Here is a 24,953-nt window from a genome sequence, read left to right as displayed (position 1 = left end):
CGTGAGCCGCATGGGCCCGAGGCATGCCTCGGGCGGGTTGGGCAGGACGCCCAACCCCGGTCTTGCCGTGTGCGCAGGATTGCGCACACGAGCAAGCGGCGACCGAGCTTACATGGGTGAGGGCGCTTTGCTTGCGAAGCATTGCTTCGCAAGCGCCCGAACGCACAGCCGCCAGCGGCTGGGCCGGGCCCCGGAGGGGGACTTGCAGCGCCCCCCGCAACCGGACCCACCCCGCCATCCCACGGATACCCAGCTGTTGCTGTTGCTGTTGCTGTTGCTGTTGCTTCGACCTTCGCCTTCGCAGGTGCAGGGCGCAGCCCTGCATCGCCCCCCCTACTTCTTCAGGAAGTTGTCCACCAGCAGATGCTTCACGTCGTCGAAGCGGCCGCTCAACACTGCCTTGGCCGCATACAGCGCGGTACCGGCCACCTGCTTGGCTTCGATCTGTGGCGGCATCACCAGCTCGGCGCGACTCGTGTGCACGTCCAGCAACGCCGGGCCACGCTGCGACAGGAAATCCTGCACCGCTTCCTCCAGATCCTCGCTGCGGGTGACCGTGCGGCCATGGAAGCCGATCACTTCGGCCAGGCGGCCGAAGTCCGGGTTCTTCAGGTCGGTGTAGTTATCCAGAAGGCCTTCCACCTTCTGCTCCAGCTCGACGAAGTTCAGCGAGCCGTTGTTGAACACCACCACCTTGATCGGCAGATTCTCCTGTACCGCGGTCAACAGGTCGCCCAGCAGCATTGCCAGGCCACCATCGCCGGACAGTGAAATCACCTGCCGGCCGGGGAAGGCCTTCTGCAGTCCCAGCGCCTGCGGCATCGCGTTGGCCATCGTGCCGTGCAGCAGGCTGGTCAGCGTGCGGCGGCGGCCGTTCACGCGGATATGGCGCAGCACCCACACCATCGGCGAGCCGCCGTCGGCGGTGAACAGTGCATCCTCGGTAGCGTGCTTCGAGAGCAGCGCGGTCAGGTGCTGCGGATGGATCAATTCGCCTTCGCCCGGCTGCTCTTCCTGTTCGCGCTTCTTCAGCGCCTTGTCGCGATGCTCGATGCACTCGTCCAGGAAACTGCCGTCCTCGCGCGGCGGCAGCATCGGCAGCAATGCATCCAGCGTCGGTGCGATATCGCCGACCACGCCGAGGTTCACCGGGTGGCGGCGGCCAAGGTGGCTGCCATCGCGGTCGACCTGGATGATGGTGGCCTTGTCCGGGTAGAACTGGCCCCAGGCGAAGTCGGCGCCGAGCAGCAGCAGCGTGTCGCACTCCATCAGCGTGTGGAAGCCGGACTCGATGCCGAAGATGCCGGTCATGCCCATGTTGTACGGGTTGTCCGGCTCGACGAAATCCTTCGCGCGCGAGGTATGCGCGATCGGGGCCTGCAAGCGCCGGGCCAGCTCCAGCAGCTGCGCGTGCGCGCCCTGGCAACCGGCACCGGCGTAGATGCCGATGCGCTTGCCCTGCCCCAGCAGCTCGGCGATGCGCTGCAGCTCGGCGTCGGAGGGGCGCAGTACCGGCTGGGTGTAGTGCACCGAGAACGGCACGTCGTGCTTCACCTCGGCCTGGCTGATATCGGCCGGCAGGATCACCACCGCCACGCCACGGCGGCTGATCGCGGCCTGGCAGGCCAGGGCCACCACGCGTCGCGCCTGCTCCGGGCTGTGCACCTGCTCGCAGAACACCGTGCAGCTGCCATAGACCGCCTTGAAATCCACTTCCTGCGGGAATTCCATGCCCAGCTCGCTGGTCACCACCTGGCTGGCGATCAGCACCATCGGCGCACGGTTGCGGTTGCTCTCGAACACGCCGTTGATGAAGTGCAGGCCACCGGGACCACAGGAACCCGCGCAGGCGGTCAACTCGCCGCTCACCAGCGAATCGGCGCCGGCAGCGAACGCTGCCACTTCTTCATGGCGCACGTGCACCCAGGCGATCTCGCTGCCATGCATCGCATCGGTCACATGGTTGAGCGTATCGCCCACGATGCCGTAGCAACGGCGGACACCAGCCTGCTGCAGGGCGTCCACCACGATTTCGGCCACGCGCTTGCTCATCGGATACATCCTCGAACGGGGGAACCCCCGAGGCTAGACCCGATGAAGTGATGCCTCCGCAAAAAAAGGGGACGGAGGGAATTAAGTCGCTTGTGCCACAAACGACTTAATTCCCTCCGTCCCCTTTTACTCGTTGACGTTGATCCAGCCCAGCACGTCGCCGTGATTCGGGCTGCGATAGCGCAGCTTCACCCAGCCGTTCTGTTCATCCTGCAATTCCACGCGATCGCCCTGCACCAGGTAACGCTTGGTGCTGGACGCACCAGGCCGGTCGAACAGGAACAGCCGCGCGGGTACCACGGTGGCCTGCTGGCCGCGCAACGGTCCATCCGGCGGTGCTCCCAGGCCATCGGCAATGGCACTTTCCAGCACACGGCCAGCGGGATCATAGGTGCGCCAGACGGCCAGCGGACCCTGCTCGTCGGCCTGCTCCCACTGCAGCGCGGCGTTTACCGTATCGCCCAGCATCAGCACGCTCTCGGCGCGGTACAGATAGAGTGTCGCGCCTGCAAAGCGATACTGGTCGGTGTACCACATCGGGCCGCTGCGGCAGCTGCTGGTCAGGGTGCGGCTCACGTGGTCGACCATCAGGCCCATCAGCTCGCCGCAGCTCTCCCTGCCGTGGGTTGCAGCCCGCAGCGCGCGGAACCCGGCACTGGCGGGATCGAACCGGTACACCGCCACCGCTTCGTTGACCATGCCCACCGAGGCGCGTGCGACCAGTTCCGGGTAGCCATCGAAATCGACGTCCTCCAGACCCCAGCGCGAATTGCCGTCGGCATCCGCCGCGCCCGCCAGCGTCTGGCGCTTTCCCGACGGCGACAGCTGCACGGCGATGCTGCCATCCTGCTGGGGATCGGCGTGCGCCTGCACGTGCGCGGCCACCTGGAACCGCAGTGTTTCGATGTCGTCGCCACTGGCCTGCGCCGACGGTGCCAGCGTGCCGGCCAACACCAGGCCCAGCAGGCATTCCCTGTGTTTCATCATCGGTCCTTGTGGCACCGCGGTGGCGCCTTCAGCTCAGAACGATACCTCGACCGGCTGCCGCGACCACAGCACCGACTGATGCCTGGTCTGCTGCTTCCACGCCAGGCGGATCGCTTCGATATCGGCGCGGCGCTGCGGGGTGTCCTCATGCAGCACCACCAGCACCTTGGTGCGCAGGCGGTTGGGCGCGGCATCGCCGCGGAACAGCCACTGGCCATAGGCATCGAACACGGTCAGGCCATCCGGGAAGCGCGGGGTCACTTCCTTGTCCAGGAAGGTGCGCCACTGCGCGTCGCTGATGGTGTCGGCCTGCGGGCGGTTGCCGGCGCCCTGCTCCTCGCCCACGCCGAAGTACAGCTCGCTGCGCACCCAGCCGTGCGCGGAAGACGGGCGCGCGGCGTCGCCCTTCAGTTCGGCGGTAGTGGCCGTGGCATAGGCGCTGGGCGCCTGCGATGAGAGGCTGGCGCAGCCGCTGGTGGCCAACAGCACGGCGAAGACGAGGCCAAGGTGTTTCATCGGTACAGCTCCGGGGAAGGGGGACAAGGCGAGCCGGCAGCGTACAGCGCCACCGGCCCGGCGTGCTGATGCCAACCGGGCATCAGCTCATGCCGGACCGGCAGGGGCTTGCATCCGCACCGGTCATCACGCGAAGATAATATATCGCTTCATCCGGATGGATGTAAGTGAAACTATCTCCCCTTCCCCCGTCGTCGTTGTTGCTGGAGCCCCCATGTCCGCCCGCCTGCCCGCGTCGCCGCTCGGCCTCGCCATCGCCCTCGCGCTTTCCTCCGCGGCCGCCCCGGCCCTGGCCCAGGACGCCACCAACCTGGATACGGTGATCGTTACCGGCACCCGTGCCGCCGACCGCACCGTGCTCGAATCCACCTCGCCGGTGGATGTGCTCACCGCCGAGGACATCCGCAAGGCGGGCGTGGTCAACGGTGAGCTGGGCAGCGCGCTGCAGGCGCTGCTGCCGTCGTTCAACTTCCCGCGCCAGTCCAACTCCGGTGGCGCCGACCATGTGCGCGCTGCGCAGTTGCGTGGCCTGTCGCCGGACCAGGTGCTGGTGCTGGTCAACGGCAAGCGCCGCCACCACACCGCGCTGGTCAACACCGACAGCAAGATCGGCAAGGGCACCACCCCGGTCGATTTCAATTCGATTCCGGTCAGCGCGATCAAGCGCATTGAAGTGCTGCGCGATGGCGCCGGGGCGCTGTACGGCTCGGACGCCGTGGCCGGCGTGATCAACGTGATCCTCGACAACGGCGGTGACGGCGGCGAGATCGAGGCGAGCTACGGTGCCAACCACACCGACCTCAAGCCGATCGGCCGCACCCTCACCGATGGCCAGACCGGCAACCTCAGCGCCAAGGTCGGCACCTCGCTGGGCGAAGACGGCGGCTTCCTGCGCGTCGGCCTGGAATACAAGCACCGCAACGGTACCAACCGCGCCGGCTTCGACCAGATTCCGCCGTGGGACCAGACTCCGGACAACCTGGTGCTGCAGGGCAAGCGCAACTATGTGCTGGGCGATGGCAAGAGCAAGGACATCAACCTGTGGCTGAACACCGAGATCCCGGTGGGCCAGACCTCGACGTTCTACGCGTTCGGTACCTTCAACCAGCGGGATACCGAAGGCGCGAACTACTTCCGCTATCCCGATGGCGATGCCAACTGGAAGCAGGTCTATCCGAACGGCTACCGGCCGATCTCCGAAGGTGAGAACCGCGACGTGCAGGCCGTGGCCGGCGTGCGCGGGCAGTGGAGTGAATGGAGCTACGACGGCAGCCTGGACTACGGCCAGAACGACTTCACCTACCGCCTGCGCGATTCGCTCAACGCCTCGCTGGGCCCGACCAGCCCGACCCGCTTCAAGACCGCCGATTACCAGTACGCACAGACGGTGGGCAATCTCGATCTGAGCCGCGTGTTCACCCAGAGCGACAGCATCAGCCACACGCTGGGCCTGGGCGTGGAAGCACGCCATGAGCGCTACCAGACCCGCCCCGGCGACCCGGCCAGCTATGCGGCCGGCCCGTACACCGACCGCCCGACCGGTTCGCAGGCCGGTGGTGGCCTGACCCCGCAGGATGCGGCGCGCCTGTCGCGCGATGTGGCCAGTGCCTATGCCAGCCTGTCCAGCCAGTTCGGCGAGAAGTTCTCCACCGACCTGGCCGCGCGCTACGAGCACAACGACGACTTCGGCGGCGAACTGACCGGCAAGCTCGGCCTGCGCTATGAGTTCACCCCGGCGTTCGCGCTGCGCGGCGCGATCTCCAACAACTTCCGCGCGCCGTCGCTGGCACAGATCGGCTACGAGTCCACCTCCACCGGCTACAACGCAGGTGGCCAGCTGGTGCAGGGCCGCCTGCTGTCAGTCAACAATCCGATCGCACGCGGCCTGGGGGCGCAGAACCTGAAACCAGAGAAATCGCTGAACACCTCGCTCGGTTTCACCAGCCGCATCGGCGAGCATTTCGACCTGTCGCTGGACTTCTTCCAGATCGACATCGATGACCGCATTGCACTGTCGGAGAGCATCACCGGTGATGCACTGACCGACTACGTGGCCGCCAACTACGGCGTCAGCGGCCTGCAGAGCGCCAGCTTCTTCGTCAACGCCGCCGACACCCGCACCCGTGGCGCCGAGCTGGTGAGCAACTGGCGCCAGTCGCTGGGCGATGGCCAGCTGCTGCTAACCGGCACCTATGCGTATACCAAGACCACGCTGAAGAACGTGCTGGCCACCCCGGCCCAGCTGCGCGCGCTGAATCCGGACTACGTGCTGTTCGGCATCGAAGAGACCAACACGCTGACCGACGCCACTCCGCGCACGCGTGGTAGTTTCTCGGCCGCATGGAGCAACGACCACTGGTCGCTGAGCACCCGCGTGAACCGCTATGGCAGCGCCACCCGCGTGTTCAACTTCGGTGACGGCTACATCCCGCGCCAGACCTACCAGGCCGAGTGGCAGCTGGATGCGGAAGTCGAATACCGCATCACCCCGCAGTGGAGCGTGGCTCTCGGCGGGCAGAACCTGACCGACAACTATCCGGATCGATCCAACAGCGATATCCACTACTTCGGCAACCTGCCGTACGACGTGCTGTCGCCGATCGGCAGCAATGGCGCGTACTACTACGGCCGCGTCCGCTATACGTTCTGATTGCATTGGACCAATCACTCCCGGTGGGTGCGGACCGTTGGTCCGCACTGCCTGGGTTCCATGCAAGCCTCCCCTTCGTGCCGACCAACGGTCGGCACCCACCGGAGGTGATCGCTCTGGGTGGGTGCCGACCGTTGGCCGGCACTACCCCGATCCGTAGCCTGCCCTCGACCCCACGTACACGCCCACGCTGGCAAGCTGAGCGTCATGGCTGAACCGCTCCCCCTGCGTCCGCCGCCGCCATTGCTGGATGACGCCTGCGCGTTGTTCCTTGATGTCGACGGCACCCTGATCGAATTCGCTGCACGCCCGGATGCCGTGCAGCTGCTGCCGGATGTGCGCGAAGCCATCGGCCGCATCAGCGACCGCCTGGAAGGTGCCGTGGCACTGATCAGTGGTCGCCCGCTCGAACAGCTGGATCAACTGTTCGCTCCGCTGCAACTGCCTGCTGCGGGCCTGCATGGCCATGAACTGCGTGGGCAGGATGGTCGCGTACTGCGCGACGAACACGATGACGACACCGCCGAATGGCTGCACGCACTGCACCAGCAGGCGATGCGCTTCGCCCACGGCCATCCCGGCGTGCTGGTGGAAGACAAGGGTGTCGGCCTGGCCCTGCACTGGCGCGGCGCGCCGCATGCAGCCAGGGACGTCCGTGCCTTCGCCGACCGCCACGTGCGGGGCCGTGCCAGCTACCGCCTGCAACCCGGCGACCATGTAGTCGAATTCGTGCCCGTCGGCACCGACAAGGGCCGTGCGGTGCTTCGGATGATGCAGTACCTGCCCTTCCGCGGTCGCCTGCCGGTGTTCCTCGGCGATGACCTGACCGATGAGTTCGGCTTCGATGCCGCCAACGGCCAGCATGGCTGGAGCGTGCTGGTGGGCGAACGTGAACCCAGCGCGGCGGTGTTCGCGCTGCCCGACATACGCAGCGTGCACGCCTGGCTGCGTGAGAATGCCTATTGACCCGGCCAACCCCCACGGCCGCAACCGAGATGTACCGCGTGATGACCCAACCCGATCTTGATCTGGGCGTGGTCGGCAACGGCAGCTTCGGCGCCCTGGTCGACAAACGTGCCCGCGTTGTCTGGAGCTGCCTGCCCACCTTCGACGGCGACCCTACCTTCTGCGCGCTGCTCGGCCCCAACGAGCAGACCGGTGGCGACTTCGCCATCGAGCTGGAAGACTTCGTCAGCAGCGAGCAGGAATACCTGACCAACACGGCGATCCTGCGCACCGTGCTGCGCGACGCGCACGGCGGCGAACTGGAGATCCTCGACTTCGCCCCACGCTGGCGCCAGAACGACCGTTTCTACCGCCCGGTCAGCCTGATCCGCCAGGTGCGTCCGCTGGCTGGCAGCCCGCGCATCACCGTACGCGCACGTCCGCTGGCGGACTGGGGCGCGCGCGTTCCGGAATCCACCTGGGGCAGCAACCATGTGCGCTGGGTGCTGCCCGAACACGTGCTGCGGCTGACCACCGACGTGCCGGTGCGCTTCGTGCGCGACGGCCTGCCGTTCGTGCTCAACCATCCCATCCACCTGATCCTGGGCGTGGATGAATCGCTCAACCGTTCGATCAGTGGCTATGTGCAGGAGGCCTTCCAGCGTACCCGCGATTACTGGCGCGAATGGGTGCGTTACCTGTCCATTCCGCTGGAATGGCAGGACGCGGTGATCCGCAGTGCGATCACGCTGAAGCTGTGCCAGTACGAGGACAGCGGCGCGATCATCGCGGCCATGACCACCTCCATTCCTGAAGCCCCCGGCAGCGTGCGCAACTGGGACTACCGCTACTGCTGGCTGCGTGATGCGGCGTTCGTGGTGCGGGCGCTGAACCGCCTCGGCGCCACGCGCACGATGGAACAGTTCCTCGGCTACATCTTCAACCTGGCCACCACCGACGGCACGCTGCAGCCGCTGTACGGCATCGGCTTCGAAGCGAAGCTGGACGAAGATGAGGTCCCCAGCCTGTCCGGCTACCGCGGCATGGGCCCGGTACGGCGCGGCAATCTGGCCTGGGTGCAGCGCCAGCACGATGTCTACGGCAGCGTCGTGCTGGCGTCCACGCAGCTGTTCTTCGACCGGCGCCTGCAGGACCCGGGTGATGCGCACACCTTCGCCCGCCTCGAACCCCTCGGCGAGCAGGCCTTCGCCCTGCACGACGTACCCGATGCCGGCCTGTGGGAGTTCCGCGGCCGCACCGAGGTACACACCTACACCAGCGCGATGTGCTGGGCCGCCTGCGACCGCCTGTGCAAGATCGCCGTACGGCTGAAGCGCGATGACCGCGCCCACTACTGGCGCACACGTGCCGACACCATCCACGCGCGCATCATGGCCGAATCGTGGAGCGAAGAGCTGGGCCACTTCACCGATACCTTCGGTGGCCATCGCCTGGACGCCTCGCTGCTGCTGCTGGCCGACATCGGCTTCATCGACGCGATGGACGCCCGTTTCATCGCCACCGTCGAAGCCATCGGCCGTGACCTCAAGCACGGCAATTCGCTGTACCGCTATGTCGCTCCGGATGACTTCGGTGAGCCGGAAACCAGCTTCACCATCTGCACGTTCTGGTACATCGACGCACTGGCCGCCATCGGGCGCCTGGACGAGGCGCGCGAGATGTTCGAGCTGCTGTTGAAGCAGCGCAATCACCTGGGCCTGCTGTCGGAGGATCTGGCCTTCGACACCGGCGAGGCCTGGGGTAACTTCCCGCAGACCTATTCGCATGTCGGCCTGATCACCGCCGCGATGCGCCTGTCGCGGTCCTGGCAGGAGGCATCGTGAGTCGTCTGGTCGTGGTATCAAATCGTGTGGCCGTGCCCGGCGAGAACCGCGCAGGCGGCCTGGCGGTCGGCCTGCTGGCCGCCCTGAAGGAGCGCGGCGGGCTGTGGTTCGGCTGGAGCGGCAAGACCGTGAAGGAAGGCAGCGGCACGCTGCACCGGCAGAAGGACGGTGACATCGACTACGTCACCATGGACCTGAGCAAGCGCGAGGTCGATGGCTACTACAATGGTTTCGCCAACCGCACGCTGTGGCCATTGCTGCACTTCCGGCTGGACCTGGTCGACTACGACCGCGGCACCCGCGAGACCTACCACAAGGTCAATGCGCTGTTCGCCGACAAGCTCGCGCCATTGCTGCGCGAGGACGACATCGTCTGGATCCACGACTACCACCTGATCCCGCTCGGCGCACTGCTGCGCGAGCGCGGCATCGGCTGCCGCATCGGCTTCTTCCTGCACATTCCGATGCCGTCGGCCGACCTGCTGCAGGCCATGCCCGACCACCTGCGGTTGTTCTCCGCGCTGTACGCCTACGACCTGGTCGGCTTCCAGACCCAGCGCGATGCCGATCGCTTCCAGACGTACCTGCGCCTGTTCGGTGGTGGCCGCGTGCTCGACAACGGTGAGCTGGAAGCACCCGGTGGGCGCCGATTCCGCGCGGCGGCCTTCCCCATCGGCATCGACACCGACCTGATCGCACGCCAGGCCGGCACCGCCGCGACCAAAGCCGCAGTGAAGAACCTGCGCAGCAGCCTGCGGGACCGCCAGCTGGCGATTGGCGTGGATCGCCTGGATTACTCCAAGGGCCTGCCCGAACGCTTCCTTGGCTTCGAACGCTACCTGCAGCGTCACCCCGACCAGCGCGGCTCGCTCACCTACCTGCAGATTGCGCCGGTCTCGCGCGGCGATGTCACCGAGTACCGGCAGCTGCGCAGCCAACTGGAACAGATCGCCGGCCACATCAACGGTGGCCACGCCGAGCCGGACTGGACGCCACTGCGCTACGTCAACCAGAACTTCACCCATGCCACGCTCACCGGCTTCTACCGAGCGGCGGCGGTCGGCCTGGTCACGCCGCTGCGCGATGGCATGAACCTGGTGGCCAAGGAATACGTGGCCTCGCAGGACCCGGAGGATCCCGGCGTGCTGGTGCTGTCACTGCTGGCCGGCGCCGCCGACGAACTGAAGCAGGCACTGCTGGTGAACCCGCACGACCTCGACGGCGTGGCCGACGCAATCGCCACCGCAGCGACGATGTCGCTGAGCAGGCGCAAGGAACGCTGGCACGCGATGATGGAACATCTGCGCACCTACGACATCAACCACTGGCGCCGCAGCTACCTCGACGCGCTGGAAGGCTGAAGAAAAAAGGGGACGGAGGGGATTAAGTCGTTTATGCACAAACGACTTAATCCCCTCCGTCCCCTTTTTCGTCAATCCAGGAACCGCGCGGCCTGTTCCGGTGCGGGTAGATGGCAGGTGTCATGCCGACCGAACCAGCGGTAGCGGTTGCGTGCCAGCGCGCGATACGCCGCATCACGCCAGCCGCGCGGCACGAGCCGCAGCACGCCGGCCAGGCGCCAGGCGCCGCCCAGCCCCGCAAGTACGCGCAGGATCGCATCGGTATCGGTCCAGGCACCCTGTGCGTCCAGCAGCAGGAACGACATCGGGTCCTGCGGATCCAGCCCGTGCGCGCGCAGCATCGCGCTGCCCTTCTGCCCCTGCATCGCTGCAAAGCGGTAGCGCCCCCTGCGGTCGAAACGCAGCAGGAACCGAACCCAGCGATTGCACAGTGCGCACACGCCATCGAACACGACCACCGCGCTGCCAGCCTCGGCGGCAGCGTCACTGCGGTTCGAGCCAACCTTCATAGCGGATCAGGGCTCCGGCCCAGGGCAGCGTCACATCGACCAGGAAAGTGTAGCGCTCGCCCTGCCAGGCTTCACGGCAGCGCACACCGCCGAACCAACGCGTCGGCAGCGGCAGCAGCCCGAACGCCCAGACCCGACGCACCGACCAGTCGATACCACCGTGGCGGGCCTGCAGCGCGAACTCGAAGCGCACCGCGCCCAGCTGCTCGCGCAGATGCCCGTCGTGCGCCCACAGCCGCGACACCATTGGCCAGCGGCCGAACCGCCGCGCCCACTGCTCGCCCTGCCGATAGCGGCTGAACGCCACCTCGGTGGGCAGCGCGTCACCGTCCTGTGGCAACCGCGCCAACGCAGCCAGCAGAGGCACCAGCCAGTGCCGCCCCCTCACGATACGCGCCCGCCCCACGTAGCGGCAGGGCAACGGCGCGGCATGCAGCGCCTGCACCGGTCCTGCCAGGGTGGCAAAGGCCGGCCCCAGCACACGCGCGAACAGCGGCGCAGTCAGGGCGCGATCCAGGCCAGGGTCGCCATGCGCCCGGTGCGACGATCGCGCCGATGCGAATACAGGTCCGGGTCGGCCATCGTCGACACCGTGCCACCATACACCTGTGCCGGGTCCATCCCCGCAGACTGCAGGCGCTGCCGCGCCAGCGCGAAAAGGTCCACCTTCCAGTGTCCGGGACGGGTCGCGACGAACGCCCGCTCAGCAGCGGGATCATGGCCGACGAAGGCGTGATAGACCTCCTCGCCGATCTCATAGTCGGACGGCCCGGCGGCCGGGCCCAACCAGGCCCGCAGCTGCGTCGGCGGCGTCTGCAGGGCGGCCACCGTGGCCTCCAGCATGCCGTCGGCCAGCCCCCGCCAGCCGGCATGGGCCGCGCCCACCTCGCTGCCGTCTGCGGCGGCGAACACCACCGGCAGGCAGTCGGCGGTCAGGATCGCCAGCACCACGCCCGGCACCGAGGTTACCGCCGCGTCGGCCACCGGCTCGCTCGCGCCGGGCGCCGGCGGTGCATCGAAGCGCAGCACGGTGCTGCTGTGCACCTGGCGCAGCCAGTGCGGTGCCGACGGCAGCGCCAGCCCCTGCTGCAGCAGCTGGCGGTTGTGCTCAACGTTGGCTGGGGTATCACTATCGGCCGCGTGCCGGTTGCCCAGGTTGAACTGCGCGAACGGCGCCGGCGAGATGCCCGCACCGTGCCGGCGCGTGGTCAGCGCATGGACGCCTGCGGGCGCCGGCCAGTCGGCCTGCAGCAACGGCAGCGCGGCCGCCATCACCAGCGGTCCCGCTCGCGGGCGGCGAAGGCTTCGCTGTCTTCGCGCAGCACCTTCATCAGGTGCAGCATGTCCTCCGGCACCGGCGCGGTGTTGCGCACCGGTTCACCGGTGATCGGGTGCATGAACTCCAGGGTCTCGGCGTGCAGGGCCTGGCGCTTGAAGCCGCGCAGCGCGGCCACCAGCTCGTCGCTGGCGCCCTTGGGCAGCTTCAGCGCGCCGCCATACAGCGGGTCGCCGATGATCGGATGGCGCACGTGCGCCATGTGCACGCGGATCTGGTGGGTACGGCCGGTTTCCAGGCGGCACTCCAGCGCGGTGTGTGCCCGGAAGCGCTCGCGCAGGCGGTAGTGGGTCACCGCCTCCTTGCCGTCCTCACGCACCGCCATCTTCAGGCGGTCGCGCGGGTGGCGGTCGATCGGGGCATCGGCAGTACCACCGGCCACCAGCGCGCCCATCACGATGGCCAGGTACTGACGGTGCACGTCACGTGCCGCCAGCTGCTCGACCAGCGCGGTCTGCGCTTCCAGGGTCTTGGCCACCACCATCACGCCGCTGGTGTCCTTGTCCAGGCGGTGCACGATGCCGGCGCGCGGCAGCACCGCCACCGACGGATCGCGGAACAGCAGCGCGTTGACCAGGGTGCCGCTGTGGTTGCCGGCACCCGGATGGACCACCAGGCCCACCTGCTTGTTGATCACCAGCAGGTGCTCGTCCTCGAACAGCACGTCCAGCGGGATGTCCTCCGGCTGGGCATCGGTCTGGGTTTCCAGCACCGCGTTGAGGGTCACCACCTCGCCGCCGCGCAGCGGATCGCGCGGGCGCACCTGGGCACCGTCCAGCAGGACCTCCCCGGCCTTGATCCACTCGGTCAACCGCGAGCGCGAGTATTCGGGGAACAGTTCGGCCACGACCGCGTCGAAACGGCGGCCGGCGGCGGTGTCGGGGACGATGGCCTGGCGGGCCGATTCAGAGGGTTGTTCAGACATGGCAGGGGGCATTCTTTGAAATTTTGGGGTCCCGGCGGCCGGTTTCAGTCGCTGGACAGGACACTAGGCTATCATCGACCCTTCGTATTCCAGCCGCGTCCCGCCTCGACCCCATGATCCGACGCTCCGCCATGCTCTCCGCGCCCGTCCGCCTCACCGCCCTGCTGCTGGTGCTGGTCATCGCCGCAACCGGCTGCCATCGCGGCGCCAAGAAGGGTGATCGCCCCGATGAAGGCGTGCCGGTCGAACAGCTGTACGAGAAAAGCCACAAGCTGATGCAGGGCGGCAACTGGAGCGGCGCCGAAGCCAGCTTCCGCCGTCTGGTGGCCCAGTATCCGTACGGTCCGTACACCGAGCAGGCGATGATCGAAACCGCCTACGCCCAGTACAAGGCCGGCAAGCACGATGACGCGGTGTCCAGCATCGACCGCTTCATCCGTACCTACCCGACCCACCGCAACATTGCCTATCTGTACTACCTGCGCGGCCTGGCCAACTCCAACCGCAGTACGGTTTTCCTGCGCCGCGTATGGTCGCTGGATGCCAGCCGCCGCGACCTGTCCACGCCGCACCAGGCGTACTCGGACTTCAACATCGTGGTTGATCGTTACCCGAACAGCCGCTACGCCGCCGATGCGCGCCAGCGCATGCTGGAGCTGCGTGACGTGTTCGCCCAGCACGAGCTGGACAACGCGCTGTACTACATGCGCCGCGGCGCCTGGGTGTCAGCCGTGGGCCGCGCCAACTACCTGCTGGAAACCTACCCGCAGAGCGCCTTCCAGTACGACGCCGTGGCCGTGCTGGCCGATTCCTACACCCACCTGGGCAACAAGACCCTGGCCGACGACGCCCGCCGCGTCCTGCAGCTGAACCAACCGGACCACCCGTGGCTGGAAGGCAAGTGGCCGAAGTACCCGTGGATGATCCGCAAGCTGAACCCGTTCGCCGGCGAGAAGTCCGCCAGCACCGGCCAGCGCAACGCGCGACTGGAAAAGAAGTAAGCGAGGGCCCCGAAAGGGGCCCTTCTTCTTTGTAGAGTCAAGCCATGCTCGACTGCTTTCCTCGTCCGCCTCCCCGCGCCGGGGCCGGCACCTAGGAATGCTACGAATCCACGGCGGATGCGACGCCGGTCGCAGCCTGCCCGGGCACGGCCATCCACACTGCAGCGCCACGGCCACACCGGCCATCACGGAGCGCCCCATGGCCCGTCTGCCCTGCTGCAGTATCCGCCCTCTGTCCTGCCTCCTCGCCATCGCGCTGCTGGCGCTGACCTCGGCGCCGCCGGCCGCCGCACAGGACGCAGCGGGCGATCTGCTGTCCGCAGCCCCCTATCGCGCCACCTGGGTGCCGTCCCAGGCCGCCCAGGCCTACAAACTGCACTACCGCACCCCTGACCACCGCGGGCAGCTGGCCGAAGGCACCGGCCTGCTGTACCTGCCCGCCGGCACGCCGCCCATCGGCGGTTGGCCGGTGGTGTCGTGGGCGCATGGCACCCAGGGCATTGCGGATCGTTGTGCGCCCTCGGTCTCCGGCCCCTACCAACCCGAACGCGACGGGCGCTTTCTCGATCGGTTCCTGGCACAGGGCTATGCAGTGGTCGCCGCGGATTACCAGGGCCTCGGAAGCTCAGGCGACCATGCCTATCTGCATGTGCGCACTGCCGCGCGCAACGCCATCGACATGATCAAGGCCAGCCGCCAGTACCTCGGCAACGGGACGCTGTCGCCGCGCTGGGTCTCGGTCGGCCATTCGCAGGGTGGTGCCGCCGCGCTCACGGCAGGCCACATCGCCCCCACCTATGGCGGACCGTCGCTGCAGTACCGCGGCAGCTTCACCACCGGCACGCCCACCGCGGTCGAACTGACCGCGCTGGTGATGAAGCCGGACAACCGCACCGCCAATCCGGGCGCGCTCAACGCGTATCACGCGTATCTGCTCGATGGCCTGCTGCAGGTCGCCCCGCAGATCGACCGCGTCCTCAGCGATGAAGGCCGCGCGCGGGTGGCGGTGGCACGCGAGCAGTGCCTGGGCGAACTGGCCACCACGCTCGACGGCGCCGACACCGGCAGCATGTTCACTGCGCCGCTGGCCAGCGTGCCGGGCATCTGGGCGGTGCTGTACGACTATCTCGGCGTACCGCGCCGCGGCTTCAGCCAACCGCTGATGTTGGGCCATGGCAGCCAGGACCGCGATGTGCCCTACCTGACCACCCTGCTGTACGCCGCTGGGCTGGCCCTGCGAGGCGAGCCGGTCGCGTTCCGGCGCTACCCCGTCGACCACCGGGGCACGCTGGACGCAGCGGCGGCCGATGGCCTGCGGTTCGTACGTGCGCGACTGGGGGACGATCCCTTCAACGACGCTGCGGAAACCGCCGGTCTCGAACAGTTGCTCGACGGAGTCCGGTAGATCCACGCCAAGCGTGGATGATCTTCGACCATCGTGCGGACCAAGCTCCGCACCCACCGGGGAGGGGCCAACGGGTTGCCGGCCAGCGGCCGGCACGACCCGCCAAGCGCTGCCTCAGCCCTTGTAGCCGTTGCTGATCGGGTAGCGCCGCTCGCGGCCGAACGCGCGGCGCGAGACCTTCGGCCCCGGCGCGGCCTGGTGCCGCTTCCACTCGCTGATGCGCACCAGGCGCAGCACGCGGTCGACCACGGCTGCGTCGTAGCCGGCGGCCACGATCTCGCCGCGCGACTGCTCCTGGTCGATGTAGCGGTAGAGGATGCCGTCCAGCACGTCATAGGCCGGCAACGAGTCCTGGTCCAGCTGGTTCTCGCGCAGCTCGGCCGACGGCGGGCGGCTGATCACCGCCGGCGGGATCACCGGTGCGCCGCCCACGGTATTGCGCCACTTGGACAGGCCGAACACTTCGGTCTTGTACAGGTCCTTCAGTGGCGCATAGCCACCGCACATGTCGCCGTAGATGGTGGCGTAGCCGACCGCGTACTCGCTCTTGTTGCCGGTGGTCAGCAGCAGGCCACCGAACTTGTTGGCCAGCGCCATCAGGATCACGCCGCGGCTGCGCGACTGCAGGTTCTCTTCGGTCACGTCCGGCGCGGTGCCTTCGAACATCGGCGCCAGCGATTCCATCAGGCCCTTGAACGCCGGCTCGATCGACACAGCCTCAAGCTTCACCCCCAGCGCCCGGCACTGCTCGGCGGCCAGGTCGTTGGACAGGCCGGCGGTGTAGCGCGACGGCAGGCGCACGGCGGTCACGTTCTCCGCGCCCATCGCATCCACGGCCAATGCCAGCACCAGGGCCGAGTCGATGCCACCGGACAGGCCCAGCCACACCTTCCTGAAACCGTTCTTGCGGCAATAGTCCTGGATGCCACGGGTCACCGCGCGCCAGGCCAGCGCGTCCATGCTCTCGTCGCCGTCGTCCATCCACACATGCGGCATGAAGCGGCGGGTCTCACCGTCATACTCCACCACCAGCCACTGGTCGACGAAGGCAGCAGCGGCCGGGTGCACCGTGCCATCACCATCCGCCACCACCGAAGCACCGTCGAACACCAGCGCATCCTGGCCGCCCACCACGTTGAGGTAAGCGATGGCCACCCCGCTCTCGCGGGTACGCGCGGCCAGCACGGCGTCGCGCTGCGCGTGCTTGCCACGCTCGTAGGGCGAAGCATTCGGCACCACCACCAGCTGCGCACCCGCGCGCGTGGTGTCGGCCAGCGGCTCGGCGAACCACAGGTCCTCGCAGATCAGCAGGCCGACCGGAATGCCATTGACCTCGAACACGCAGCTGCCACCATCCGGATCGACGTCGAAGTAGCGGCGCTCGTCGAAGACCGCGTAGTTGGGCAGTTCGCGCTTGCGGTAGGTCTGCTCGACCAGGCCGTCACGCAGTACGCTGGCAGCGTTGTAGACCACCGCGCCAGCCGCCTGTGGCCAGCCGACCACGGCGGTGATGCCACGGCAGGCGGTGGCGATGCGGGTCAACGCCTGCTCGCACTCGTACAGGAAACCCGGGCGCAGCAGCAGGTCCTCCGGCGGGTAGCCGCTCACCGCCAGCTCGGGGAACATCACCAGCTCGGCGCCGTACTCATCGCGCGCCTGGCCGATCATCTCGATGATGCGTTCGGTGTTGCCGGCGACGTCGCCGACCGGGAAGTCGAACTGCGCCATCGCGATGCGGATCGAAGCCATGGGAATCCAGCCTGTGGTTGCAATGCTTCCATTGTAACGCCGCGCCATGCGCGCGCCGGGCACGCTCGCTGCGTGGACAGCCCCGGCTCAGTAGATCCACGCCATGCGTGGATGGGGTTACCGGAACCGTCAGGGCGCCAGACGCAGAAAGGCCGCCCAAAGGCGGCCTTTCTGTTTCAGGCAGCCGGCCAGCGGCCGGCTCTACAGCGTCGTCTGCGCGAGGCAGTCGATCTTATTTCACCAGCTTGGCGATGGCGGCGCCCAGGTCGCCCGGCGAACGGACGGTGACCACGCCAGCCGCTTCCATCGCGGCGAACTTGCCTTCCGCGGTGCCCTTGCCGCCCGAGGCGATCGCGCCCGCGTGACCCATGCGCTTGCCGGCCGGAGCCGACGCACCGGCGATGAAACCGACGACCGGCTTCTTCACGTGGTTCTTGATGTACTCGGCGCCGGCTTCTTCGGCGTCACCGCCGATCTCGCCGACCATGATGATGCCTTCGGTCTGCGGGTCTTCGTTGAACAGCTTCAGGCAGTCGACGAAGTTCAGGCCGTTGATCGGGTCACCGCCGATGCCGATGCAGGTGGACTGGCCCAGGCCGACTTCGGTGGTCTGCTTGACCGCTTCATAGGTCAGGGTGCCCGAACGCGACACGATGCCGATCTTGCCCGGCTTGTGGATGTGGCCCGGCATGATGCCGATCTTGCACTCGCCCGGCGTGATGACGCCCGGGCAGTTCGGCCCGATCAGCACGGTGTCCGGGTAGGAACGGGTCAGCACGTTCTTCACGCGCAGCATGTCCAGCACCGGGATGCCTTCGGTGATGCAGACGATGACCTTGATGCCGGCAGCCGCAGCTTCCAGGATCGCGTCGGCCGCGAACGGCGGCGGCACGTAGATGACCGACGCGTTGGCGCCGGTGCTCTGCACGGCGTCGGCAACGGTGTTGAAGACCGGCAGGTCGATGTGGGTGGTGCCCCCCTTGCCCGGGGTCACGCCGCCAACAACCTGGGTGCCGTACTCGATCATCTGAGTGGCGTGGAAGGTGCCCTGCTGGCCGGTGAAGCCCTGCACGATCACCTTGGTGTTCTTGTTAATCAAAACAGACATGGGAATTTCCTTCGGTGTCGTGGATCAGGCGGCGTTCTTGACCGCTTCAACGACCTTCTTGGCGCCGTCGTTGATGTTGTCAGCCGGGATGATGGCCATGCCGCTGTCACGCAGCAGCTGCTTGCCCTCTTCCACGTTGGTGCCTTCCAGGCGCACCACGACCGGAACCTTGACGCCCACTTCCTTCACGGCGGCGATGATGCCTTCGGCAATCATGTCGCAGCGGACGATGCCGCCGAAGATGTTGACGAAGATGCCTTCAACCTTGTCCGAGGACAGGATCAGCTTGAACGCTTCGATGACGCGCTGCTTGTTCGCACCGCCGCCCACGTCCAGGAAGTTCGCCGGCTCGCCGCCGTTGAGCTTGATGACGTCCATGGTGGCCATGGCCAGGCCGGCACCGTTCACCATGCAGCCGATGTTGCCGTCCATGGTGACGTAGTTGATGTCCAGCTCCGAAGCGGTCACTTCGGTTTCATCTTCCTGGGACTTGTCGCGCATCGCGACCAGTTCCTTGTGGCGGAAGTTGGCGTTGTCGTCGCTGTTGAACTTGCCGTCCAGCGCGTACAGGTTGCCATCGTCCAGGATCGCCAGCGGGTTGATCTCAACCAGCGCCAGGTCCTTCTCGTTGAAGATGCGGTACAGGTTCACCATGATGTTGGCGAACTGGCCGGCCTGCTTGGCGGTCAGGCCCATCTTGAAGCCGATGTCACGGCCGTGGTAACCCTGCACGCCCTCGACGAAGTCCACGTTCAGGGTGTGGATCTTGTCCGGGGTCTCGGCAGCGACCTGCTCGATTTCCATGCCGCCTTCGGAAGAGGCGATGTAGCTGATGGTGCGGGTGCCGCGATCCACCAGGACCGACAGGTACAGCTCCTTGACGATCTCACCGGCGGTGGTCACCAGCACCAGGTTGATCGGCAGCTCGACGCCGGCGGTCTGGTAGGTGGCCATCTTGGTGCCGAGCATCTTGGCCGCTGCGGCCTTCACGTCGTCGACGGTCTTGCAGAACTTGACGCCGCCAGCCTTGCCGCGGCCGCCAGCGTGGATCTGCGCCTTGACCATCCAGGGGCCCTGGCCCAGCGACTGGGCGACTTCAACCGCCTCGTCCGGGGTCGCCGCGACCTTGCCGGCCGGGACCGGGATGCCGTATTCGGCAAGCAGTTGTTTTGCCTGGTATTCGTGGAAATTCATGCGTCACCGTGGGAATAGGAACGACCGCACGCAATTCCTCAGGGCCCCCTCGAAGAGGCACCGGCACGGACCGCGGCGGGCCCTCTATTGTGGCCGAGCCGGCGCCGGGGCGCAAAGAAGTCTGTACAAAACGCCAGACCCGGCCAGATTTCCGCCGTCATTCAGGCAGTTGCGCCCGGGGGCCGGCTGGCCAGCGGTATCCACCCCAGGCCAAATGCGCGATCCGGGCCGCAGCGGCGGGCCCCTGCCGGGGGCCCTATACTGGTCAGCCAGGGTGTGTAGCGTCGGGGGTGCTCGACGGTTTTCCACCGCAGGCCACATCGAAGCGACGTACCGCCCGGCCTCAGGGGACGCCGGGCAGGCCCGCCGCAGATTCCAGACCCAGGCAGCCAGAAGGGGAGTTCCGGCGTGTCACCCAGTGCTTCATTGATCGACCGCATCGAATCGATTCCGCGGCGTGAGCTGTATTTCTTCGCGCTGTACCGGGTGCTGATCGCCTCGGTCATCGCCGCCCTGCTCTACAGCCCCCTGTCGGCGATGGTCGGCGAAGCCCACCACCCGCGGCTGGCCGACACCGTCGCCGCCATCTACCTGGTGCTGTCGCTGCTGGCGCTGGTGATCGGCCGCAACGAACGCTGGCTGCGCCCGATCGTGGTCAGCGGCGTGCTGGTGGACATTGTCGCCGCCACCCTGTTGTCGCATGCCCTGCCGGGTGCCAGCGCCGGCATCTCGATGTCGCTGCTGTTCAACATCGCCGCTGCCGCCACCCTGCTGCCGCTCAGCCTGGGGCTGGGCCTGGCACTGGCCGCCAGCCTCGCCACCGGCGTGGAATACACCTGGAAGCTGCTGGAAGGCGGCGATCCCACCCGTACCCTGGCCGAACTGGCCATGTTCGCCACCAGCTACCTGGCGCTGGCCTTCATCAGTTACCAGGTCGGCAGCCGCGCGCGCCGCAACCAGCAGCTGGCCAACCAGCGCGGCGACGAAGTAGCCAACCTGTTCCAGATCAACGAGCTGATCATCCGCCGCATGCGCACCGGCGTGCTGGTGGTCGACGCCGACAACCGTGTCACCCTGGCCAACGAGGCCGCCTCGATGCTGCTCGGTGACAGCGACGGCAGCGGCGAAAGCGGCCGCCTGGACCTGGCCAGCGCCACCCCGGAACTGGCCCGTCGCCTGCAGCGCTGGCGCAACGGCTGGGCGCAGGACGAACTGCCGCTGCAGCTCAACCCCGACCAGCCCGAAGTGCAGCCCCGCTTTGCGCGCCTGCTGGCCGGCAGCGAGCTGGCCCTGGTATTCCTGGACGACTCCAGCGTGGTCTCGCGCCGTGCCGAGTCGCTCACCCTGTCAGCAATGGGGCGCTTCTCGGCCAGCCTCGCCCACGAGATCCGCAACCCGCTGGCCGCGATCAACTACGCGGTGCAGCTGCTGGAAGAAGGCACCGGCTTCAACGAAAGCGACCGCCGCCTGCTGCAGATCATCCGCCAGCAGTGCCAGCGCACCAACGGCATCGTCGAAAGCGTGCTGGGCCTGGCCCGGCGCGAGCGCGCCACGCCCGAAAACGTCGACCTGGCCGCCTTCGTGCGCCGCTTCGTGCTGGAGTACAAGCAGGGTCAGACGCTGGAGACCGACAGCATCGAGCCGATCATCAACGACACCTCGGTACTGGCCCAGGTCGACAGCAAGCACCTCTACCAGGTGCTGACCGTGCTGGTGCACAACGCGCTCAAATATGGCCGCATTGGTCAGCAGCCGGCGCGGGTGCGCCTGCGCGTGGCGCAGCACGAGCGCAGTGCGGTCATCGACGTGATGGATCGTGGCCCCGGTATTCCCGAGAGTGTCGCCGCGCAGTTGTTCCGGCCGTTCTTCACCACCTCCGAGCACGGCACCGGGCTGGGCCTGTACATCGCCCGCGAGCTGTGCCGGGCCAACCAGGCGCGGCTGGACTACATCCCGGTTCCCGCTGGAGGCTCCTGCTTCCGCCTGGTGCTGCCCGGCCCGCATACGCTGTTGCCCACCTGATCTCGATTCTGTGCGTCAAACATTTGTCGCTTCCAGCCCCCTCGTTTATCTTTCACGCCCATGAACGAAACCCGCAGCGCCCTCGTCGTCGACGACGAACGCGACATCCGCGAACTGCTGGTACTGACGCTCGGCCGCATGGGGCTGCGCATCAGTACCGCAGCTAACCTTGCCGAAGCGCGCGAACTGCTGGCCAGCAATCCGTACGACCTGTGCATCACCGACATGCGCCTGCCGGACGGCAACGGTATCGAGCTGGTCAGCGAGATCGCCCAGCACTACCCGCGCACGCCGGTGGCGATGATCACTGCCTTTGGCAGCATGGACCTGGCGGTGGAAGCGCTGAAGGCCGGCGCCTTCGATTTCGTCAGCAAGCCGGTGGACATCGCCGTGTTGCGTGGCCTGGTCAAGCACGCGCTGGAACTCAACAACACCGAGCGGCCCGCGCCTGGCCCTGCCGCCGAACAGGGCGCACGCCTGCTTGGCGACTCGCCGGCCATGGACGTGCTGCGTACCACCATCGGCAAGGTCGCGCGCAGCCAGGCGCCGGTCTACATCCTCGGTGAATCCGGCGTGGGCAAGGAACTGGTCGCGCGCACCATCCACGCCCAGGGCGCCCGCGCGGCCGGCCCCTTCGTGCCGGTCAACTGCGGCGCCATTCCCGGCGAGCTGATGGAGAGCGAATTCTTCGGCCACCGCAAGGGCAGCTTCAGCGGCGCCCACGCCGACAAGCCCGGGCTGTTCCAGGCCGCGCATGGCGGCACCCTGTTCCTGGACGAAGTGGCCGAGCTGCCACTGCAGATGCAGGTGAAGCTGCTGCGCGCGATCCAGGAAAAGTCGGTGCGTGCGGTCGGCGCCGCCACCGAGGAGCCGGTGGACGTGCGCATCCTCTCGGCCACCCACAAGGACCTGGCCGAGCTGGTCGAGGACGGCCGTTTCCGCCACGACCTCTACTACCGCATCAACGTGATTGAGCTGAGGGTGCCGCCGCTGCGCGAGCGTCGCCAGGACCTGCCGGAACTGGCCGCGTCGGTGCTGGCACGGCTGGCCCGCAGCCATGGCCGCCCGACGCCGTTGCTGGCGCCGTCGGCACTGGACGCACTGGCCCAGTACGCCTTCCCCGGCAACGTGCGTGAACTGGAGAACATCCTGGAGCGTGCACTGGCACTGGCCGAAGAAGACCGCATCGGCGCCGACGACCTGCGCCTGCCGCAACATGCCCCGCGCACGCCCGGCAGCGCAGCACATGCCGAAGCCGTGGCTGACCTGCAGCCCGGCAACGCCGCCCTGCCCTCGTACATCGAACAGCTCGAGCGCAGCGCCATCCAGCGCGCGCTGGAAGAAAACCGCTGGAACAAGACCCGCACCGCCGCGCAGCTGGGCATCACCTTCCGCGCGCTGCGCTACAAGCTGAAGAAGTTGGGCATGGAGTAAGGACAGGGCCCGACGCGGGCCCACCAACCTGGTAGTGCCGGCCGCTGGCGGCAAACTCATGCATCGCGGCATCCACGCATGGCGTGGATCTACCCACCAATGTGGTAGTGCCGGCCGCTGGCCGGCAACCTCATGCATCGCGGCATCCACGCATGGCGTGGATCGACCTCAATCCTTGGTAACGCGGTTGATCTCGGCCAGGCTGGTGATGCCCGCAGCGGCCTTTTTCAACGCCGACTGGCGCAGATCGTTCACCCCGATCTGCTGCGCGGCCTCGGCAATCTGCAACGCATTGCCACCGGCCAGCACGATCGTGGCGATCTCGTCGGTCATCGGCATCACCTGGTAGATACCCGTACGACCCTTGTAGCCCTCGGTGCACTCATCGCAGCCGACCGCCTCGTACAGCTCGATACCCGCGTCCAGCTGCGCCTGGGTGAAGCCTTCGGCCAGCAGCGCATGCTCGGGCAGATTGGCCGGGCGCTTGCAGTTGCTGCACAGCCGGCGCGCCAGGCGCTGGGCGATCACCAGCGTCACCGAGCTGGTGATGTTGTACGGCGCGATGCCCATGTTCATCAGGCGCGCGATGGTCTGCGGTGCATCGTTGGTGTGCAGCGTGGACAGCACCATGTGGCCGGTCTGCGCCGCCTTGATCGCGATCTCGGCCGTTTCCAGGTCGCGGATTTCGCCGACCATGATGATGTCCGGATCCTGTCGCAGGAACGAGCGCAGTGCCGCGGCGAAGGTCATGCCGCGCTTGTTGTTCTGCTGCACCTGGTTGACGCCGGGCAAGCGGATTTCCACCGGGTCTTCGGCGGTGGAGATGTTGCGCGTCTCGTCGTTGAGGATACCCAGCGCGGTGTACAGCGACACCGTCTTGCCCGAACCGGTTGGGCCGGTCACCAGCACCATGCCGTACGGCTTGTGGATGGCTTCCAGGAACAGCTTCTGCTGGTCGGGCTCGTAACCCAGCTTGTCGATGCCCAGCTTGGCCGCGCTGCCATCCAGGATACGCAGCACCACCTTCTCGCCGAACAGGGTCGGCAGGGTGCTCACGCGGAAGTCGATCTGTTTGGTCTTGGACAGGTTGAGCTTGATGCGTCCGTCCTGCGGCACGCGCTTCTCGGCGATGTCCAGCTGCGCCATCACCTTCAGGCGCGCGGCAATGCGCTGGTTCAACTTCACCGGCGCGCGCGCGACCATCTTCAGCAGGCCATCGATGCGCAGGCGCACGCGATAGTCGTCTTCATAGGGCTCGAAGTGGATGTCCGAGGCGCCCTTGCGGATCGCGTCCACCAGCACCTTGTTGACGAACTTCACCACCGGGGTGTCATCGCCCTTGGCATCGATGCCGGCGTCGCCGCCGGCGCCGAGATCCTCGTCTCCGGCTGCAACATCGAGGTTGCCCATGCCATCGTCGTCACCGCCCAGCGCGTCGCCCAGCGTGTCATGGCTGGCATGCCACTGCTCGAGCGTGCGGCGGATCTGGTCCTCATCCACCAGGATCGGCTCCACCACCAGATTGGTGTGGAACTTGATCTCGTCCAACGAATGGGTCGGGTTGCTGGTGCCCACGAACAGCTTGCCGCCGCGCTTGAACAGCGGCAGCACGTTGTGCTTGCGCAGCAGCTCCTCGCTGACCAGGCTCATCGCGTTCTGGCTGGCGTCGAACGTGGACACGTCGAACAGCGGCATGCCGAACTCGACCGCATTGGCGGCCGCCAACTGTGCGGCACCGACCACCTTGTTCTGCGCGAACCAGGTCGGCAGCGGCTGGCGGGCCGCAGCGGCCTTGGCCATCGCGTCGCGGGCGGAAGCCTCGTCCAGCGCACCATCCTGGACCAGGCGACGGGCCAGGCCGGTGATGCCGACGAGATTGGCGGAAACGATCGTGTTCATTCTTTACTCCAACTCC

General features: G+C 67.2%; 19 protein-coding genes. 8 read left to right on the top strand and 11 right to left on the bottom strand.

The features are described from left to right. Positions 1-333: 333 nt before the first annotated feature. The 3 genes from AC5P7S_RS03970 to AC5P7S_RS03960 all read right to left on the bottom strand — a co-directional run bounded on the left by AC5P7S_RS03970 (position 334) and on the right by AC5P7S_RS03960 (position 3,555). Complete coding sequence (locus AC5P7S_RS03970) at positions 334-2,052, bottom strand: thiamine pyrophosphate-dependent enzyme (RefSeq protein ID WP_095377246.1); 1,719 nt, start codon at positions 2,050-2,052, stop codon at positions 334-336. Between the two features lie 126 nt (positions 2,053-2,178). Next, entirely contained in the window at positions 2,179-3,036 is an 858-nt protein-coding gene (locus tag AC5P7S_RS03965; protein ID WP_095377247.1) for an XAC2610-related protein, read from the bottom strand. A gap of 36 nt (positions 3,037-3,072) precedes the next feature. Then, the gene (locus tag AC5P7S_RS03960) at positions 3,073-3,555 is read right to left on the bottom strand and encodes a DUF3574 domain-containing protein (RefSeq protein ID WP_021202058.1); all 483 of its coding nucleotides are present in this window, start codon (positions 3,553-3,555) and stop codon (positions 3,073-3,075) included. Positions 3,556-3,769: 214 nt separating this feature from the next. Between AC5P7S_RS03960 and AC5P7S_RS03955 the strand changes: the two genes are divergently transcribed. The 4 genes from AC5P7S_RS03955 (at position 3,770) to otsA (ending at position 10,355) form a co-directional block, all read left to right on the top strand. Further along, on the top strand, positions 3,770-6,205 hold the full coding sequence (locus tag AC5P7S_RS03955) for a TonB-dependent receptor plug domain-containing protein (RefSeq protein ID WP_095377248.1): 2,436 nt from the start codon (positions 3,770-3,772) through the stop codon (positions 6,203-6,205). Between the two features lie 207 nt (positions 6,206-6,412). Beyond that, positions 6,413-7,171 carry a trehalose-phosphatase gene (gene otsB / locus AC5P7S_RS03950; protein WP_053499173.1) on the top strand — a complete coding sequence of 253 codons (759 nt, stop codon included), beginning with the start codon at positions 6,413-6,415 and terminating at the stop codon, positions 7,169-7,171. Positions 7,172-7,212: 41 nt separating this feature from the next. Further along, the gene (locus AC5P7S_RS03945) at positions 7,213-8,994 is read left to right on the top strand and encodes a glycoside hydrolase family 15 protein (RefSeq protein ID WP_095377347.1); all 1,782 of its coding nucleotides are present in this window, start codon (positions 7,213-7,215) and stop codon (positions 8,992-8,994) included. Then, a complete protein-coding gene (gene otsA / locus AC5P7S_RS03940; RefSeq protein ID WP_065178921.1) occupies positions 8,991-10,355 on the top strand; it encodes an alpha,alpha-trehalose-phosphate synthase (UDP-forming) in 1,365 nt (454 codons plus the stop codon). The genes AC5P7S_RS03945 and otsA overlap by 4 nt, the downstream gene beginning before the upstream one ends. A gap of 71 nt (positions 10,356-10,426) precedes the next feature. Here the strand turns inward: otsA and AC5P7S_RS03935 are convergent, their stop codons facing one another. From AC5P7S_RS03935 to rluD, 4 genes are read right to left on the bottom strand one after another with little or no spacing between them, the layout of a single operon-like run. Further along, positions 10,427-10,864, bottom strand: coding sequence for a thiol-disulfide oxidoreductase DCC family protein (locus AC5P7S_RS03935; RefSeq protein ID WP_005418590.1), 438 nt, complete (start codon positions 10,862-10,864; stop codon positions 10,427-10,429). Further along, a complete protein-coding gene (locus AC5P7S_RS03930) occupies positions 10,839-11,345 on the bottom strand; it encodes a DUF4166 domain-containing protein (RefSeq protein ID WP_095377249.1) in 507 nt (168 codons plus the stop codon). The genes AC5P7S_RS03935 and AC5P7S_RS03930 overlap by 26 nt, the downstream gene beginning before the upstream one ends. A 20-nt stretch (positions 11,346-11,365) precedes the next feature. Then, positions 11,366-12,136: a peptidoglycan editing factor PgeF gene (gene pgeF / locus AC5P7S_RS03925; RefSeq protein WP_095377250.1), complete on the bottom strand. Its 771-nt coding sequence runs from the start codon at positions 12,134-12,136 to the stop codon at positions 11,366-11,368. Next, positions 12,136-13,125, bottom strand: a complete 990-nt coding sequence (gene rluD / locus AC5P7S_RS03920; protein ID WP_095377251.1) for a 23S rRNA pseudouridine(1911/1915/1917) synthase RluD — start codon at positions 13,123-13,125, stop codon at positions 12,136-12,138. Before rluD ends, pgeF begins: the two co-directional genes overlap by 1 nt. Before the next feature lie 113 nt (positions 13,126-13,238). On the opposite strand from rluD, the gene AC5P7S_RS03915 reads away from it, so the two are divergent. Both AC5P7S_RS03915 and AC5P7S_RS03910 read left to right on the top strand, forming a co-directional pair. After that, positions 13,239-14,126: an outer membrane protein assembly factor BamD gene (locus AC5P7S_RS03915; RefSeq protein ID WP_032960726.1), complete on the top strand. Its 888-nt coding sequence runs from the start codon at positions 13,239-13,241 to the stop codon at positions 14,124-14,126. A gap of 199 nt (positions 14,127-14,325) precedes the next feature. Then, positions 14,326-15,531: a lipase family protein gene (locus AC5P7S_RS03910; protein WP_065196690.1), complete on the top strand. Its 1,206-nt coding sequence runs from the start codon at positions 14,326-14,328 to the stop codon at positions 15,529-15,531. A 114-nt stretch (positions 15,532-15,645) separates the two neighbouring features. Here the strand turns inward: AC5P7S_RS03910 and AC5P7S_RS03905 are convergent, their stop codons facing one another. From AC5P7S_RS03905 to sucC, 3 genes are all read right to left on the bottom strand, one after another. Beyond that, entirely contained in the window at positions 15,646-17,280 is a 1,635-nt protein-coding gene (locus AC5P7S_RS03905) for an NAD+ synthase (RefSeq protein ID WP_095377252.1), read from the bottom strand. A 232-nt stretch (positions 17,281-17,512) separates the two neighbouring features. Then, positions 17,513-18,388: a succinate--CoA ligase subunit alpha gene (gene sucD / locus AC5P7S_RS03900; RefSeq protein WP_005418610.1), complete on the bottom strand. Its 876-nt coding sequence runs from the start codon at positions 18,386-18,388 to the stop codon at positions 17,513-17,515. Between the two features lie 24 nt (positions 18,389-18,412). Further along, the gene (gene sucC / locus AC5P7S_RS03895) at positions 18,413-19,582 is read right to left on the bottom strand and encodes an ADP-forming succinate--CoA ligase subunit beta (protein ID WP_005418614.1); all 1,170 of its coding nucleotides are present in this window, start codon (positions 19,580-19,582) and stop codon (positions 18,413-18,415) included. A gap of 408 nt (positions 19,583-19,990) precedes the next feature. Here sucC and AC5P7S_RS03890 point away from each other — a divergent pair, with 408 nt between their 5' ends. Together AC5P7S_RS03890 and AC5P7S_RS03885 are read left to right on the top strand one after the other, a co-directional pair. Then, positions 19,991-21,604: a sensor histidine kinase gene (locus AC5P7S_RS03890; protein WP_095377253.1), complete on the top strand. Its 1,614-nt coding sequence runs from the start codon at positions 19,991-19,993 to the stop codon at positions 21,602-21,604. 60 nt (positions 21,605-21,664) lie between these two features. Next, positions 21,665-23,038, top strand: a complete 1,374-nt coding sequence (locus tag AC5P7S_RS03885) for a sigma-54-dependent transcriptional regulator (protein WP_005418616.1) — start codon at positions 21,665-21,667, stop codon at positions 23,036-23,038. Positions 23,039-23,206: 168 nt separating this feature from the next. Here AC5P7S_RS03885 and pilB read toward each other — a convergent pair whose 3' ends face one another. After that, on the bottom strand, positions 23,207-24,937 hold the full coding sequence (pilB, locus tag AC5P7S_RS03880; protein ID WP_065178930.1) for a type IV-A pilus assembly ATPase PilB: 1,731 nt from the start codon (positions 24,935-24,937) through the stop codon (positions 23,207-23,209). Positions 24,938-24,953 lie beyond the last annotated feature (16 nt).

Source organism: Stenotrophomonas sp. YJH_SMC_32, from assembly GCF_059369975.1.
Note: the sequence above shows the minus strand (reverse complement) of the source record. Positions and strands in the feature narration are given on the sequence as shown.

Coding starts and splice junctions, on each gene's coding strand:
- pgeF (WP_095377250.1), bottom strand. CDS start 12,136: ATGGCGGCCGCGCTGCCGTTGCTGCAGGCCGACTGGCCGGCGCCCGCA.
- sucD (WP_005418610.1), bottom strand. CDS start 18,388: ATGTCTGTTTTGATTAACAAGAACACCAAGGTGATCGTGCAGGGCTTC.
- AC5P7S_RS03965 (WP_095377247.1), bottom strand. CDS start 3,036: ATGAAACACAGGGAATGCCTGCTGGGCCTGGTGTTGGCCGGCACGCTG.
- otsB (WP_053499173.1), top strand. CDS start 6,413: ATGGCTGAACCGCTCCCCCTGCGTCCGCCGCCGCCATTGCTGGATGAC.
- pilB (WP_065178930.1), bottom strand. CDS start 24,937: ATGAACACGATCGTTTCCGCCAATCTCGTCGGCATCACCGGCCTGGCC.
- AC5P7S_RS03960 (WP_021202058.1), bottom strand. CDS start 3,555: ATGAAACACCTTGGCCTCGTCTTCGCCGTGCTGTTGGCCACCAGCGGC.
- AC5P7S_RS03955 (WP_095377248.1), top strand. CDS start 3,770: ATGTCCGCCCGCCTGCCCGCGTCGCCGCTCGGCCTCGCCATCGCCCTC.
- sucC (WP_005418614.1), bottom strand. CDS start 19,582: ATGAATTTCCACGAATACCAGGCAAAACAACTGCTTGCCGAATACGGC.
- AC5P7S_RS03905 (WP_095377252.1), bottom strand. CDS start 17,280: ATGGCTTCGATCCGCATCGCGATGGCGCAGTTCGACTTCCCGGTCGGC.
- AC5P7S_RS03945 (WP_095377347.1), top strand. CDS start 7,213: ATGACCCAACCCGATCTTGATCTGGGCGTGGTCGGCAACGGCAGCTTC.
- AC5P7S_RS03885 (WP_005418616.1), top strand. CDS start 21,665: ATGAACGAAACCCGCAGCGCCCTCGTCGTCGACGACGAACGCGACATC.
- rluD (WP_095377251.1), bottom strand. CDS start 13,125: ATGTCTGAACAACCCTCTGAATCGGCCCGCCAGGCCATCGTCCCCGAC.
- AC5P7S_RS03915 (WP_032960726.1), top strand. CDS start 13,239: ATGATCCGACGCTCCGCCATGCTCTCCGCGCCCGTCCGCCTCACCGCC.
- AC5P7S_RS03935 (WP_005418590.1), bottom strand. CDS start 10,864: ATGAAGGTTGGCTCGAACCGCAGTGACGCTGCCGCCGAGGCTGGCAGC.
- AC5P7S_RS03910 (WP_065196690.1), top strand. CDS start 14,326: ATGGCCCGTCTGCCCTGCTGCAGTATCCGCCCTCTGTCCTGCCTCCTC.
- AC5P7S_RS03970 (WP_095377246.1), bottom strand. CDS start 2,052: ATGAGCAAGCGCGTGGCCGAAATCGTGGTGGACGCCCTGCAGCAGGCT.